20 protein-coding genes are annotated in these 12,704 nt (G+C 55.5%); 19 read left to right on the top strand and 1 reads right to left on the bottom strand.

The window, feature by feature from the left end; genetic code table 11:
• From F7Q90_RS18260 to F7Q90_RS26735, 19 genes are all read left to right on the top strand, one after another.
• A partial coding sequence (locus tag F7Q90_RS18260) for a transposase domain-containing protein (protein WP_151160719.1) occupies positions 1–96 on the top strand: 96 nt, incomplete at its 5' end.
• Positions 97–398: 302 nt separating this feature from the next.
• On the top strand, positions 399–1,622 hold the full coding sequence (locus tag F7Q90_RS18255) for a DUF2213 domain-containing protein (RefSeq protein ID WP_006118737.1): 1,224 nt from the start codon (positions 399–401) through the stop codon (positions 1,620–1,622).
• A gap of 3 nt (positions 1,623–1,625) precedes the next feature.
• A complete protein-coding gene (locus tag F7Q90_RS18250; protein WP_006118738.1) occupies positions 1,626–2,150 on the top strand; it encodes a structural cement protein Gp24 in 525 nt (174 codons plus the stop codon).
• Between the two features lie 18 nt (positions 2,151–2,168).
• Complete coding sequence (locus F7Q90_RS18245) at positions 2,169–3,119, top strand: DUF2184 domain-containing protein (RefSeq protein ID WP_044241835.1); 951 nt, start codon at positions 2,169–2,171, stop codon at positions 3,117–3,119.
• Positions 3,120–3,157: 38 nt separating this feature from the next.
• Positions 3,158–3,565: a DUF4054 domain-containing protein gene (locus tag F7Q90_RS18240; protein WP_006118740.1), complete on the top strand. Its 408-nt coding sequence runs from the start codon at positions 3,158–3,160 to the stop codon at positions 3,563–3,565.
• Positions 3,562–4,191, top strand: coding sequence for a hypothetical protein (locus tag F7Q90_RS18235; protein ID WP_006118741.1), 630 nt, complete (start codon positions 3,562–3,564; stop codon positions 4,189–4,191). The genes F7Q90_RS18240 and F7Q90_RS18235 overlap by 4 nt, the downstream gene beginning before the upstream one ends.
• Positions 4,178–4,567 (top strand): hypothetical protein, encoded by a 390-nt coding sequence (locus F7Q90_RS18230; RefSeq protein WP_006118742.1) that lies wholly within the window; start codon positions 4,178–4,180, stop codon positions 4,565–4,567. The genes F7Q90_RS18235 and F7Q90_RS18230 overlap by 14 nt, the downstream gene beginning before the upstream one ends.
• A complete protein-coding gene (locus F7Q90_RS18225; protein ID WP_006118743.1) occupies positions 4,557–5,105 on the top strand; it encodes a phage neck terminator protein in 549 nt (182 codons plus the stop codon). Before F7Q90_RS18230 ends, F7Q90_RS18225 begins: the two co-directional genes overlap by 11 nt.
• 3 nt (positions 5,106–5,108) lie before the next feature.
• Positions 5,109–6,254 carry a DUF3383 family protein gene (locus F7Q90_RS18220; RefSeq protein ID WP_006118744.1) on the top strand — a complete coding sequence of 382 codons (1,146 nt, stop codon included), beginning with the start codon at positions 5,109–5,111 and terminating at the stop codon, positions 6,252–6,254.
• Positions 6,255–6,266: 12 nt separating this feature from the next.
• A complete protein-coding gene (locus tag F7Q90_RS18215; RefSeq protein ID WP_006118745.1) occupies positions 6,267–6,710 on the top strand; it encodes a DUF3277 family protein in 444 nt (147 codons plus the stop codon).
• 3 nt (positions 6,711–6,713) lie between these two features.
• A complete protein-coding gene (locus F7Q90_RS18210; protein WP_006118746.1) occupies positions 6,714–6,923 on the top strand; it encodes a hypothetical protein in 210 nt (69 codons plus the stop codon).
• Between the two features lie 10 nt (positions 6,924–6,933).
• Positions 6,934–7,356 carry a phage tail assembly chaperone gene (locus F7Q90_RS18205; RefSeq protein WP_006118747.1) on the top strand — a complete coding sequence of 141 codons (423 nt, stop codon included), beginning with the start codon at positions 6,934–6,936 and terminating at the stop codon, positions 7,354–7,356.
• Positions 7,357–7,400: 44 nt separating this feature from the next.
• Positions 7,401–7,553: a DUF6889 family protein gene (locus F7Q90_RS18200; RefSeq protein WP_006118748.1), complete on the top strand. Its 153-nt coding sequence runs from the start codon at positions 7,401–7,403 to the stop codon at positions 7,551–7,553.
• Positions 7,543–9,585 carry a hypothetical protein gene (locus F7Q90_RS18195; protein ID WP_006118749.1) on the top strand — a complete coding sequence of 681 codons (2,043 nt, stop codon included), beginning with the start codon at positions 7,543–7,545 and terminating at the stop codon, positions 9,583–9,585. Before F7Q90_RS18200 ends, F7Q90_RS18195 begins: the two co-directional genes overlap by 11 nt.
• Entirely contained in the window at positions 9,585–10,193 is a 609-nt protein-coding gene (locus F7Q90_RS18190; RefSeq protein ID WP_151161044.1) for a phage baseplate protein, read from the top strand. Before F7Q90_RS18195 ends, F7Q90_RS18190 begins: the two co-directional genes overlap by 1 nt.
• Positions 10,193–10,495, top strand: a complete 303-nt coding sequence (locus F7Q90_RS18185; RefSeq protein ID WP_006118751.1) for a phage baseplate plug family protein — start codon at positions 10,193–10,195, stop codon at positions 10,493–10,495. The genes F7Q90_RS18190 and F7Q90_RS18185 overlap by 1 nt, the downstream gene beginning before the upstream one ends.
• Before the next feature lie 2 nt (positions 10,496–10,497).
• Positions 10,498–11,565, top strand: a complete 1,068-nt coding sequence (locus F7Q90_RS18180) for a hypothetical protein (RefSeq protein ID WP_006118752.1) — start codon at positions 10,498–10,500, stop codon at positions 11,563–11,565.
• A 4-nt stretch (positions 11,566–11,569) separates the two neighbouring features.
• Positions 11,570–11,911, top strand: a complete 342-nt coding sequence (locus F7Q90_RS18175) for a hypothetical protein (protein WP_044241798.1) — start codon at positions 11,570–11,572, stop codon at positions 11,909–11,911.
• Between the two features lie 40 nt (positions 11,912–11,951).
• Positions 11,952–12,125 carry a hypothetical protein gene (locus F7Q90_RS26735; protein WP_170283817.1) on the top strand — a complete coding sequence of 58 codons (174 nt, stop codon included), beginning with the start codon at positions 11,952–11,954 and terminating at the stop codon, positions 12,123–12,125.
• Between the two features lie 59 nt (positions 12,126–12,184).
• Here the strand turns inward: F7Q90_RS26735 and F7Q90_RS18170 are convergent, their stop codons facing one another.
• Positions 12,185–12,598: a hypothetical protein gene (locus tag F7Q90_RS18170; protein ID WP_006118755.1), complete on the bottom strand. Its 414-nt coding sequence runs from the start codon at positions 12,596–12,598 to the stop codon at positions 12,185–12,187.
• Positions 12,599–12,704 lie beyond the last annotated feature (106 nt).

The following is a 12,704-nucleotide window of genomic DNA, read 5'->3' as shown; positions in this document are numbered from 1 at the left end:
ACGTGGTTGCGTTACGTCATCGGTCATATACAGGACTGGCCGGTGAACCGGGTCCGCGATCTGCTGCCATGGAAGGTCGAGCTTCCCTCTGCCTGAACGTCAATACGGTCTGAATGCGACGCTTACGCATAAACGTGGATAAACGGGCGCTTGATGACCGATTTTAAGTGAATGCTGATAGTGGTTGTTTGTTGCAAAATGTTATACGGGTAAATCACCCTAAATTGTATTGAAAAGTGACTTTTATGGGCCTTTGGCGTGTCATTTCAAATGAGTGCCAAATGCCAGGGGCGTGTAAGAATCATTATGTTAAATAAGCCGGAAACCCCGGCAATTTTCCTTTCAACAGCGGTCGCCTCTGAGCGGCTTTTTTTATGCCTGAAATCCGCAGGTGAACCATGAAATACCTTTTTAATTCCCGTCTGGGTGACACGCGATACCGGCTGGCCGATGGCTCACTGCTGTGTAAGGACGTGCCGATCGCCCGGACGGGTAAACAGCTTTACGGAGAGGCGGACTTTCCCGAACTGGAACCGGACGGAGACGGCGAAATCGTCGTCACGCGCACTCCCGAGGAAGTGTTCAGCCCGGAGGCTATGGCTTCATTCGAGGGAATGTCCGTCACCCTCCTGCATCCCGAAGACGATCTTGGCAATCTGCTGTTCGTCGATCCGGAGAACTGGCGCGAACTCGCCGTTGGCCACGTTTCTGACGTGCGGCGCGGCGAGGGTGAACAGTCGGAGCTTCTTCTGGCTGACCTCATCATCAAGGACGAGGTGGCGATAGACGCCATCGAAAGCGGCCTGCGCGAAGTGTCATGCGGCTATGACGCGAAGTACCGCCAGGAAGGGCCGGGCAATGCAGATCAGCACCATATTACCGGCAATCACGTGGCTCTTGTCCCCAAAGGCAGGGCCGGAATTATCTGCTCTATCGGAGACAGCGACACAATGGCAACAGTATCACAGAGCTGGTTTAACCGGCTGAAACGCGCCGTCAAAACCGGCGACATGGATACCATTACCGAAATGACCCAGACCGCCCCGCGCTCTATCACCGGCGATTCTGACGACCTTCCGGGCGTGGTAAACATTAATCTTTCACCCCAGCAGCCGTTACCGGCTGATCCGAAGCCCATCGTGGGCGCAACCGCCGATGAAGAAGAGGAAGCGCCGCCTTGGGCGAAATCCATCCTAGCCCGTCTGGACAAGCTGGAAGGCCGCACCGGCGACAGCGATGAGGAAGACAAGGACAAAAACAAAGATAAAACCGGTGACGGTGAAGAAAAGGACGAGAAAGAGGAAAAAGCCACCGGCGATTCCGCTTACCGCGCTGAGCTCATCATGCCGGGCGTTAACCTTGACCGCAGTATGAAGCCCACCGCGTTCAAGCGTGACGTGCTGGCCGCTGCCGATCAGGCGCTGGTGCGCCAGATTGTGGGTGATGCGGACGTGCGCAAGATGAACCGTTCGTCCGTGAACATGGCGTTTAACGCCGTGGCCGAACTGGCCAAAAGCCGCAACACGGCAACCCGGACGGCCGACGCCAGCCGGACAGTGTCATCCACCATTGAGTCCATCAACCAGCGCAACCGCGAATTCTGGGACAAACGGGGCAAATAATTCATGAATAACTCAATTTTATTGCGCATGTCTGTGGGCTTTGCGGGCGCAGTGTCACGTCCGCAGGATCTGACCACGGAGCCTGCCGTACTGAAAACCGATGCGGGCAGTGCCTTCCCGGCCTACGGGCTGGCGGGCAAATACGATGGCCCGAACTTCGTACCGCTGGCGGCGGGCGACACCGCTGACAAAATCCAGGGGATGTTTGTGCGTCCGTATCCGACCCAGAGCGTCCAGGACAGGGCTTACCTGATGGGCGCGGGCTTTGGCTATGTGGGCGACATCCTAAAGCGCGGCTACATGGTGGTGAACGTGGGCGGCGATGCACGCGGCATTACCCGTGGCGCACCGGTGTATATCCGCAACGCCAACCCGACGCAGACAAGCCCGCTGGGTGCGGTACTGGCCGCAGCGGAAAACACCGGCACCGCCGACAAGCCCCAGATTAACACCCTGGTCATGCCGTATGCCTTCTTCACCGGAGCCGGTGATGCAGACGGCAACGCTGAAATCTCCTACAAGATTTAAGGAACATCCATGCAGAACATGCAGACTTTTGACCGGGCTACGTATGACAGCACCGGCGTTTTCCTCGTCGGTGAGCTTGAGCGCCTGGATCAGACGCTGAACGAACCGCTGGTCCAGTACACCTGGTCGCGCGATATTGACCTGCGTACCGATGTGGCGATTTATGACCAGATTTCGAGCTGGACCAACACCCAGTTCGGCTCGGTCGGTACCGGCGCAAACCCCAACGGTAAAAACTGGATTTCTCAGGAATCCACCGCCTTGGCGGGCGTTAGCGTCAACATCGAGCGCAGCTTCCGCGCCCTGAACACCTGGGGCATGGAGCTGGGCTGGACGGTTGAAGAGCTGGCCGCCGCGCAGCACGTGGGTCGCCCGATCGACACCCAGAAGCACGCGGGCATGCAGCTTAAGTGGAACATGGACATCGATGAGCAGGTGTATATTGGTGACAAAACGCTGGGCGCTAACGGCGTGCCGGGTCTGGTAAATCAGCCGGGCCTCAACACGCAGGCCGCTGCGAAGGTGTGGGCGGGTGGTAAGCCGGATGACATTCGCAATGACATTAACACATTGCTAAACGCCGCCTGGGCGTCTACGGGCTATGCGGTTGTGCCGACTGACCTGCTGCTTCCACCTGAGCAGTTCGCGTACCTGGCAAGCGTCATCGTGTCGTCTGCCGGTAACCAGTCGCTGCTGTCTTACCTGTCCACCAACACCATCGCCTACCATCAGAACGGCGTGCCGCTGAACATCCGCGCGGTGAAATGGCTGAAAGGGGCGGGTGCGAACGGTTCCGATCGTGCCGTGGCCTACACCAAAGACCACAAGTTTGTCCGCTTCCCGATGGTGCCGCTGCAGAGCATTCCGGTGCAGTACCGCGGCCTGTGGCAAATTGTGACCTACTACGGCAAGTTGGGCGCGGTTGAGCCGGTTTACCCGGAAACCATCGCCTACCTTGACGGACTCTGACAGCCAGCCCCTCCGGGGGCTTTTTTTCCTGGTGAGTTATGAGCAAAAACGTTTCACTTCCCACGGTTGCTGATTTCCGGCGCGATTTCCCGCAGTTTGCTGACGAGGCGAAATTTCCCGATACGCAGATCACCTTTCGCCTGACCCTTGCCGATCGCCTGCTTAATGAAAACGTGACGGGCCGCGAGCTTTTCCCGTATTTCGCTGAACTGTTCGTGGCGCATTACCTGGTGCTGTTTGCTGCCGATCGCCGCGCCTCTCTGACGGGCGGCGCGGGTGGCTCGACCAACGGCGTGCAGGCATCCAAGTCGGTGGACAAAGTAAGCGTGAGCTATGACACCGGCTCAACGCTGAATGCCGATGCCGGTTTCTGGAACAATTCACGCTACGGTGCGGAATTCTGGCAACTGATGATGATGTTCGGTGCCGGGGGGGTTCAGTTATGAAATCGGGTCTTGTTCTCCGTGCGGACAATGCTCAGGCGGTGCTCGATGCGCTCAAAACGCTGGGTAACCGCGACGTGCTGGTGGGTATCCCGTCAGACCGTGCCGAACGTTCAGACGGGATGGAAATCAACAACGCCGAGCTGGGCTACCTGCACAGCTTTGGCGGCACCATCCGTGTGCCGGAGCACATGACCACCGTTTACCGCCAGATTGCTGACGATGGCAGTTTCAAACGCAACGGGCAGTTTGTGCAGCAGGCGAAAAGCAACTTTGCCACGCAGCATAAAGTCGCTGCCTACAGCGTTCAGCTGCCGCCACGTCCGTTTCTGCACATGGGTATTGCGCAGTCGCGTGAAAAGGTGGCCGCCCTGATGAAGCAGGCCGCTTTTGAAGTCCTGAGCGGTAATGCGTCAGCCGCCGAAGCCATGCTGAACCGCGCCGGAACGGAGGCGGTGAACGCTGCCAGAAACGTCATCACGGCCGGTGACCAGCTTACCCCGCTTGCCGAAGCCACACTGCGCGACCGCCGAAGCCGGGGCCGCAGCGGCACAAAACCGCTGTATGACACCGGGCAACTGCTCCGCTCGATCACCTACGTTGTGAGGGATAAAAATGCCGGATCTTGACGTAACAGACATTCTTTTCGATCCCGACTTCTGCGACACCACCCTGACTGTCACGCGCAGTATGCAGACCGTCAGCAGGCTGGGCAGAGCGGTAGCGACAAAAGAAACCGTTCCTTTTGCGGGCGTGGTAACGGTCGATAAATCACTGGAAAACAGACGACTGGAAGCGGGTAGCGTAGTTCACGGTGCAATCCTGATCGTCACCACAGAACGCCTGACGCAGGGCCAGACCGGACGTGATGCGGATATCGTGACGTATCAGGGGCGCGATTACCGCGTGTCCTTTGTCGATCCGTACACCGCATACGGCGCGGGATTTGTGCAGGCACACTGCGAACTGCTGCCGTTTGACGGAGGGACACCCGTTGAGCAGTAACACCACTGGACAGCCCGGCTGGCTTACCCCGCAGCAGGCAGCGAATGTCTACGATATGCCCCTGGAAGACCAGCTTACTGAATGGATACTCGGGCTGTCGGGTCTGGGTGACGGAATGGTTCGCCCACGCTGGCAGCCGGAACCGCTTGCAATCCCTCCAGCCGATGTTAACTGGTGCGCGTTTGGCGTGACGGGCATTGCTGCTGATGCCGGTCCTGCATACGTTAACCAGACCGACGCTACCGCCGAACAATGGCGGCATGAGCTGGTGGAGTGCCTGGCGTCTTTTTACGGGCCAGCCGGCCAGCAGGTTGCCGCGCAGTTTCGTGACGGTCTGGCCGTGAATCAGAACAACGACACGCTGGGCCAGTGGGGATTAACGCTGGCGGACTGCGACAGCATCCGGCCCGCGCCGGAACTCATTAATAATCAGTGGGTACGCCGTTACGATGTGATGGTTCGCCTGCGCCGCAAAGTCATCAGCACCTGGGGTATCCAGTCGCTGACCGACGCCCCTTTCAGTATTTCAGGAGAATAACCCATGCCGCAGGGCTTACCCGTTTCAAACGTTGCCAGCGTGGACATTATTATGTCGCCAAGGGCGGCGGCGGGCCGTAACTTTGGCTCACTGCTCATCCTGGGTAGCGCAACCATCATTCCGCTGACCGAACGTATCCGCCTGTATACCTCGGCGGCCAGCATCGGAACCGATTTCGGTACCAACAGTGAGGAATACCTTGCCGCCGTGGCGTACTTCTCGCAGTCGCCGACGCCTTCGCAGGTATATGTGGGGCGCTGGGCGAAAACGCTGGCGGCGGCCGAGGTCGGTAAGGTTGAGACCTTACTCGATGGCGTGAACGCCTGTCTGGGCTTTACCAACTGGTACGGTCTCGGCGTGACGTATGATGCTGACCGTAAAGACGATGATTTGCTGCCGGTATGCGCCGCGATTGAATCCTCATCGTTAAGCCGCATCCTTGCCGTTACTACGAAAAACACAGATGCACTGCTCACTACAGTGAACACCGATATCGCGTCGAAAGTGAAAGCGGCGAAATACAGCCGCACGTTCGTGCAGTATTCATCAACCAGTAATTACGGGGCAATCTCGGCGTTTGGCCGTGCGTTTACCGTGGATTTCAACGGGTTCGGTACCACCATCACGCTGAAATTCAAGCAGGAGCCCGGTATCACCTATGAAAGCCTGACGCCTGCACAGGCGGCCGCGCTGGATGCGAAGAACTGTAACGTTTACGTGTACTACGCCAACGACACGGCCATTCTGCAGCAGGGCGTCATGGGCAACGGCGATTTCTTTGATGAGCGCCACGGCCTCGACTGGCTGCAGAACTACGTACAGACCAACCTCTTTAACCTGCTGTACACCAGCGGAACGAAGGTGCCGCAGACCGATGCGGGTAACACGCGCATCATGGCAAACGTGGAAGCCTCTATGGACCAGGCGGTGAACAACGGTCTTATTGCGCCCGGTGTCTGGAACGGCGGTCAGATTGGCCAGCTTTCCCCGGGCGATACCCTGACCAAAGGGTATTACGTGTTTATGCCCGCGATTTCGTCTCAGGCCCAGGCTGACCGCGAAGCGCGTAAGTCGGTACCGGTTCAGGTGGCCTGCAAGCTGGCGGGAGCAATCCACTACGCCAGCGTTCAGATTAACGTCATGCGCTGAGGAAAATAATCAATGAGTGGTGCATACAGTTTTATGGATATTTCGGCCTCGCTGACGGGGCCGACCGGCGTTATTGACCTTGGATACGGTTCAGCAAACTCCGATGAGGGGATTGTGGTCACCATGTCGGAGGCAAAAAACACCATGACGATCGGCGCTGACGGTGAGGTGATGCACAGCCTGCATGCTGGCAAAGGCGGTACCGTAACCGTCAACCTGCAGAAAACGTCACCCGTGAACAAGAAGCTGTCCCTGATGTACAACGCGCAGTCTCTTTCGTCCGCGCTGTGGGGCAATAACGTCATTGTTCTGCGCAACAAGGCATCCGGTGACATCGTGACCGCACGCGCCTGTGCATTTCAGAAACAGCCAGACTGGAACAACCCGAAGGTGGCCGGCAACGTCTCCTGGGTGTTTGATGCGGGCAAAATCGACGAAATCTTAGGGGAGTTTTAACCGATGGAAAATAAAACCAGTTTTATTGGCGGCGTTGAAGTGGATGCGGATGTCGTCCACGCCATTTTGAATGATGTACTCCCCGCAGTGACACGCGTTACCGAACACTATGTCCAGAAGGGGCTCCCCGCTGATGCAGTACGGGAAAGGGCAAAAACCACAGCCGAATCCGTTGTAAGCGTGATTACTGACCTGCTGAAATCAAAAGCATAACGGAGAAGCTATGCAATTCGAAATTAAAGGTATTCGCTACAGCGCGTCAAAGTTGAGCGTGTTCGACCAGTTGAAAGTGTCCCGCAAGCTGCTGCCAGTGCTGGCCGGTATGCTGGGGGATTTTCAGGCGCTGCGTGAATCGTCACAGGGCGGCAACGTCAACAGCACCATCGAAACGGTGCTGCCAAAAATTGCCGATGCGGTGGCGGGGCTGAGCGAAGAAGATACCAACGCGATCATCTTCCCATGTCTGGCCGTCGTGCAGCGTGCGCACGGTAAAGACCGCTGGGTGCCGGTACTCCAGGGTAATGACCTGGCATTCGACGATATTGACCTGTTCAGCATGCTGCAGATTGTCGGTCGCGTGGTGGGCGACAGCCTGGGAAATTTTTTGCCCGCACCCCAAGACAGCGTGACGGAGGGCCAGCAGTAGCAGGGCTGATACTCGATACGCTGCCGGATGGCGAGGATTTTCTGATGCGCCCTGTCATTGAGGGCGTTTGTCGCTATGAATCCCTCACAGACGGCAAGTTAGACCTTGCCGATTTTGCACGTATGAATGACTGGCTGGATCTGAAAGCCGACAATGAAGCCCGCATAGCCCGCTGGAGAGCAGATAATGAACGCTGATGTAATCAAGGACTTTCTGATTTCGCTGGGCTTTCAGGTAGACGAGTCCGGCGCAAGAAAATTTGATGCCACGATAGCGAACACTACCCTGCAGGCGGTAAAGCTGGGAGCCGCGGTTGAGGCGGCGGCACTTTCGGTTGTGGCCTACACGGCTAAAATTGCCAGCGGACTGGATAATCTTTACTGGGCATCGCAGCGCACTGGTGCAACGGTTGCGGGCATCCAGCAGATTGGTTTTGCCGTGTCGCAGTTGGGCGGTACCGTTGACGGTGCGCGGTCATCGCTGGAAAGCCTCGCCCATTTCATGCGCAACAATCCCGGCGCTGAGGGCTTTCTCAACCGCCTGGGCGTGCAGACGCGGGACGCCAGCGGCAACATGCGCGACATGGCCAGCATTTTCACGGGCGTCGGCGATAAGCTGCGCAATATGCCGTATTACCGCGCCAACCAGTACGCACAGATGCTGGGCATTGATGAAAACACGCTGATGGCCATGCGACGTGGTGTGGGCCAGTTCTCCGCGCAGTATACGCAGATGGCAAAGGCCATTGGCTATAACGCCGATACGGCCGCCGTGAGATCTAACCGTTTCATGACTTCTCTGCGGTCGTTCGGTGAAATGGCGGGCATGGCGCGGGACAAAATCGGCTCAAACCTTGCGGGCGGTCTGTCGGGCTCCATCGACAGCCTTCGTCGCCAGGTCCTGGATAACTTCCCGAAAATTGAGCAGGCCATCACCACGGGCGGCAAAGCCATTCTTTGGCTCGGTGACATGCTCGGACGTGTGGTTTACCGGCTTATTCAGGCCTCCGGCGCGGTGATCGACTGGTGGCACAGCCTCGACAGGTCTACCCAGCAGGTGATCGCCTCAATTGGTGGCCTGATCGTGGCCTGGAAACTACTGAATACGGTCTTCATGTCGTCGCCCATTGGCCGTGTGATGATGCTGGCGGGAGCTATTGCCCTCCTTGTTGAGGATTATCTCACCTGGAAGGAAGGCGGGCAGTCGCTGATTGACTGGGGCAAATGGGAGCCTGGCATCAAAAAGGCCACCACCGCGATCAAGGGTCTGGGTACTGACTTTGTCGGATTGTTCGATAAGGTCAAATCGCTGGGAGGCGCGATAGCGGATGCCGTCACGCACCTGGGCGAGCTGATTAATATCGATACGTCAAAGTTCAGCGGCAAGTGGCTGTTTGACCAGATAACCGAAAGTGTCCGTTTATCCATAAAGATGATCGGTGCGCTGGTGGATGCGTTACGAAAAATCATTCGCGGTGACTTTACCGGGGCCTGGAACTCGTTAAAAGACTTTGCCAAAACGGGAATTGAAAGCCCGCTTGGTCAGGGAGTGAAGGCGATTGGTGGTGGTGTATACAATGCCGCGACTGGTGCAGCAGGTGGTGCCTACAATACCGCTAACGGTATTGTTAATGGTGCGTATTTCCAGGCGAACGACATAGTGAATGGCGCTTATCAGTATGCAAATCACGCCCTAAATTCGCTACTGCCAGCATGGGCGGGCGGTTCATCGGGGAACCTCCCTGACCGGAACAACAACCCCGGCAACCTTCGACCTGTGAGCGGTGGCGGCTTTCGTACATTCGACAACGCACTGGACGGTTGGAGCGCGATGCGCAATCAGCTTATGCGCTATTTCACCGGCAAAACCACCGGAAAAGCCCTCCAGACAATCACCGATATCGTGTCTACCTGGGCACCTTCCAGCGAAAACGACACCGGTAAATATATCAGCGATATTTCGAAGTGGATGGGCGTATCGCCGGATGTGGCGTTGAACCTCAACAATCCGCAGGTGATGACCTCGCTGATGCAGTCAATGGCACGCAAAGAAGGTTTCTCCAACTGGAACAGCCCGCTTGCTGGTCAGGCAGCCGGCCACACCGTTCACCAGCAGAACACCTATAACATCTATGGTGGCAACGCGCGTGAGATTGGTCAGGAAGTCGGGAAGCAGGTTAATGAACAGGCTGTGAATATCGACATCAAAAATCAAACAAAGGTGAAGTGATGGACTATCTATCTACGCTGTTTCGCCTCCAGTCGCGCAAAATCGGCATTATCGTTCCCAGCGTTGTGGTGTCTGAAAAGCACAGCGACCGCCTCGAGATTACCGAACACCCTGTCGAGGTTGGCGCAGCAGTCTCTGACCATGCGTACAAGCGACCGTCTGAGGTAGTGATGCAGGTGGGTTTTGCCGGTGGCGGCTCGCTGCTGGACTTTGCCAGCAACCTGACTGCCATCGCGCTACTGGAAATGAGCCCGCGCGAGGCGTACGAAAAACTCCTTAAACTGCAGTCTGACCGGATGCCGTTCGATGTGGTGACGGGCAAGCGGCTGTACAGCAATATGCTGTTGCAGAATCTGGAGGTCACCACCGACCGTTTTACAGAAAACGTGCTGTCTGCCACGCGCACACTGCGCGAAATCATTATTACCAGCACGCAGAGCATTCAGGTGGCAGACAAGTCGAATATGAAAAATGGTGCATCTACTTCGGCTGTCATTAACACCGGGGCCAAATCTTCCAAGCCCGTCAACGTGTCGATCCTCAAATCATCAGGCGCGTTTGACTGGACGAAAGGCACATCCATAGGCAATGCGATAGGTATCCAGTAATGGCGATGAACGAAATAGGGCTAACTCCTGATAACCAGCAGTATAGCTACAGCGTTAAGGGTACTACTTATCAGTTCCGCATCCTCTGGCGCGATATCTGCTGGGTGCTGGATATTTCGGACAGCACCGGCACGGGCATTGTGTCAGGCATTCCGCTGGTAACCGGCGCTGACCTGATGGAGCCGTTTAATCACCTCGGTCTGGGCTTTTCGCTGCTGGTGGTCTGTGACGTACCCGGTCAGGACTACCCGACAGAAACCGATCTCGGTACCCGCAGCCACCTTTACATCATTACGGAGTAGCTATGTCTCAGAACTGGATGCGTCATTTCGAATTGCAGGTGGTGGACAAGGACGGCAAAGGCGTTGACCTGGGTAAATTCAAGGTCACGTTCACAATTGAATGGTACAACCTCAGCAGCATAATGCGGATAGGCACGTTCAGGATCTACAACCTCGCGGCGGATACGGTTCAGTCGCTTCTGGGCCAGCGTTATTCGCGCATTCGTGTCATTGCAGGTTATGACGGTATCGCTTCTGATGTTGATGCCAGTCAGGTTGGCGTTGCCCGAAAGGCCGATCCCGAAACAGTGGGTCAGCAGGACGGGCGCAACTATGGCGTTATTTTCGACGGTGAGTTGCGTTATTCACTAACCGGCAAAGAAAACCCGGTTGATTCTTACGTGCTTCTGCAGGCGGTGGACTCGATGCGGGCATATGCAACCAGCGTAACCAGCATGACACTGGCAGCGGGCTATACCGTTGCTGACTTTCAGAAAGTGCTGATGAAGGATTTCTCCGTCAATGGCGCTGAGCAGGGTACGCTACCGCAAATGCCGCCCACCGTTTTCCCGCGTGGTCGCACGATGCTGGGTATGACCCGTCATTATATGGATAACGTGGCAGACCAGTGCAACGCCACCTGGATGTTCGTTGATGGCAAAATGGAAATGGTGGCCGATAATCAGATAATGCATGAAGCCATTGAGCTAAACAGCGACACCGGCCTTATCGGTATGCCGCAGCAGACCATCGGCAACGGCATCAACGTTCGCAGCCTGATTAACCCCAATATCCGGGTAAACGGACTGATAAGGCTGAATCAGGGTGATGTGGTGATCAACCGCGCCGCATTGCCCGGCAGCGACATCAGCATGTCACAGGGAAGAATTACCGATAAGACTGTCAACGGTAACACGACAACGAGCGGAACAGTTTCAAATCCTGCCAGTATCGCTACAGACGGCGTTTATAAAGTCATCAGCATTATGTACACTGGTGACACACGGGGTCAGGCGTGGTACATGGACTTAATGTGTGAAGCGCGTGGCTCTCAGGATCTATATTCTCAATCGGCCCTGCAAAAAGGTTAATACGATGAAAGGGTTAATTTTAGCCGTCACTATTTTCTCTGCATTTAACGCGCAAGCCAGTGGCTTCACTGTCAAATGCGGAAATTTTACTATGGTCGCTAGAGAAGGTCAGGTATCAGTAATTAACGGTGAAAAGGTCACCTCGCAAAAAATTACTGAACTTGGATCGTCGGGGCTAAGAGTCCAAATGGGCCTTATGCCAGCGCGTGACGGCAATAACTACGGATTCGAGTATGTGCATCCGGATGGTAGCAACTCACGCTTTCTCAACGTCCAGCTACTGCAGGCCAGCATGGACGCACCGCGCGTGATCGGCTCGTTCCCGTGCGTGAAAGTAGAGGGCTGACATGATATTCAAGCGCCGCCCCGGATACAGCCGATTCTACGTGGCCCGCAAAACCATCAGAATGGTTATTCTTAATAAGATTCTTATTGCAAAACAGTATATCTGTCCAGTTAAACCTGTAGATACCTTTGAAGAAGGCTGCGCAATTGAATTAGCCGAAGCAATTGAGGCATCAAGGAAACTGATGGAAGGAAAGAGTAGTCAATGGCTGTGAGACGCATCATGAGACAATTAAAAAGCTGGCAGATAACTAACCCGCCGAAGCGGGCTTGTTCATTTCGGTAATGACTCCATTATAAAACTCAGCGATCCCCCATCGAATTCAGAATACCAATTACAGGTGCCGCAATGGAAAGGAAAATCGATATCCCCGCTCCCGACCTGTTTAAGACAGTTGGGGCAGTAAACCGCTTTGACGTATTCACCGGAGGTATTTTTTCTAAAGGCCGCTCCCATGTGCTGGACAAACTCATCCTTTGCCCGGTAAGCCGCTATCTCCTTCTCAAGTTCTATGTTCTTTGCTTTAAGTTGGGCAAGTTCTTTTTGGGCAGATTCGCTGGCTTTCTGAATTACTTCAATCTGCTCGTAAATGAAAGCGATCCTCTCGCGGAGGACTTCATTGGTCTGGATGGTAGAAAGCGCCCCGACAGCGCTTTTAACCGAGCTAATAAATAAATTCACATCCATAAAACTTTCCTTAGTTCGAACTGGAATCTCAAAATATCCTGGCTCTGATACCAGCGATATCCTGATATTCAGACAGTACCCGCTTCGGCGGGTTTTTTTATGTCCG

It is taken from the genome of Pantoea stewartii subsp. stewartii (genome assembly GCF_008801695.1).
GTDB classification, from domain to species: domain Bacteria; phylum Pseudomonadota; class Gammaproteobacteria; order Enterobacterales; family Enterobacteriaceae; genus Pantoea; species Pantoea stewartii.
Note: the sequence above shows the minus strand (reverse complement) of the source record. Positions and strands in the feature narration are given on the sequence as shown.

What these genes read in the sequence shown, in the direction of transcription:
- F7Q90_RS18245 (WP_044241835.1), top strand. Translation starts at nt 2,169, where the DNA reads ATGCAGACTTTTGACCGGGCTACGTATGACAGCACCGGCGTTTTCCTC.
- F7Q90_RS18170 (WP_006118755.1), bottom strand. Translation starts at nt 12,598, where the DNA reads ATGGATGTGAATTTATTTATTAGCTCGGTTAAAAGCGCTGTCGGGGCG.
- F7Q90_RS18175 (WP_044241798.1), top strand. Translation starts at nt 11,570, where the DNA reads ATGAAAGGGTTAATTTTAGCCGTCACTATTTTCTCTGCATTTAACGCG.
- F7Q90_RS18195 (WP_006118749.1), top strand. Translation starts at nt 7,543, where the DNA reads ATGAACGCTGATGTAATCAAGGACTTTCTGATTTCGCTGGGCTTTCAG.
- F7Q90_RS18200 (WP_006118748.1), top strand. Translation starts at nt 7,401, where the DNA reads ATGCGCCCTGTCATTGAGGGCGTTTGTCGCTATGAATCCCTCACAGAC.
- F7Q90_RS18180 (WP_006118752.1), top strand. Translation starts at nt 10,498, where the DNA reads ATGTCTCAGAACTGGATGCGTCATTTCGAATTGCAGGTGGTGGACAAG.
- F7Q90_RS18230 (WP_006118742.1), top strand. Translation starts at nt 4,178, where the DNA reads ATGCCGGATCTTGACGTAACAGACATTCTTTTCGATCCCGACTTCTGC.
- F7Q90_RS18235 (WP_006118741.1), top strand. Translation starts at nt 3,562, where the DNA reads ATGAAATCGGGTCTTGTTCTCCGTGCGGACAATGCTCAGGCGGTGCTC.
- F7Q90_RS18185 (WP_006118751.1), top strand. Translation starts at nt 10,193, where the DNA reads ATGGCGATGAACGAAATAGGGCTAACTCCTGATAACCAGCAGTATAGC.
- F7Q90_RS18190 (WP_151161044.1), top strand. Translation starts at nt 9,585, where the DNA reads ATGGACTATCTATCTACGCTGTTTCGCCTCCAGTCGCGCAAAATCGGC.
- F7Q90_RS18210 (WP_006118746.1), top strand. Translation starts at nt 6,714, where the DNA reads ATGGAAAATAAAACCAGTTTTATTGGCGGCGTTGAAGTGGATGCGGAT.
- F7Q90_RS18215 (WP_006118745.1), top strand. Translation starts at nt 6,267, where the DNA reads ATGAGTGGTGCATACAGTTTTATGGATATTTCGGCCTCGCTGACGGGG.
- F7Q90_RS18205 (WP_006118747.1), top strand. Translation starts at nt 6,934, where the DNA reads ATGCAATTCGAAATTAAAGGTATTCGCTACAGCGCGTCAAAGTTGAGC.
- F7Q90_RS18250 (WP_006118738.1), top strand. Translation starts at nt 1,626, where the DNA reads ATGAATAACTCAATTTTATTGCGCATGTCTGTGGGCTTTGCGGGCGCA.
- F7Q90_RS18240 (WP_006118740.1), top strand. Translation starts at nt 3,158, where the DNA reads ATGAGCAAAAACGTTTCACTTCCCACGGTTGCTGATTTCCGGCGCGAT.
- F7Q90_RS18255 (WP_006118737.1), top strand. Translation starts at nt 399, where the DNA reads ATGAAATACCTTTTTAATTCCCGTCTGGGTGACACGCGATACCGGCTG.
- F7Q90_RS18220 (WP_006118744.1), top strand. Translation starts at nt 5,109, where the DNA reads ATGCCGCAGGGCTTACCCGTTTCAAACGTTGCCAGCGTGGACATTATT.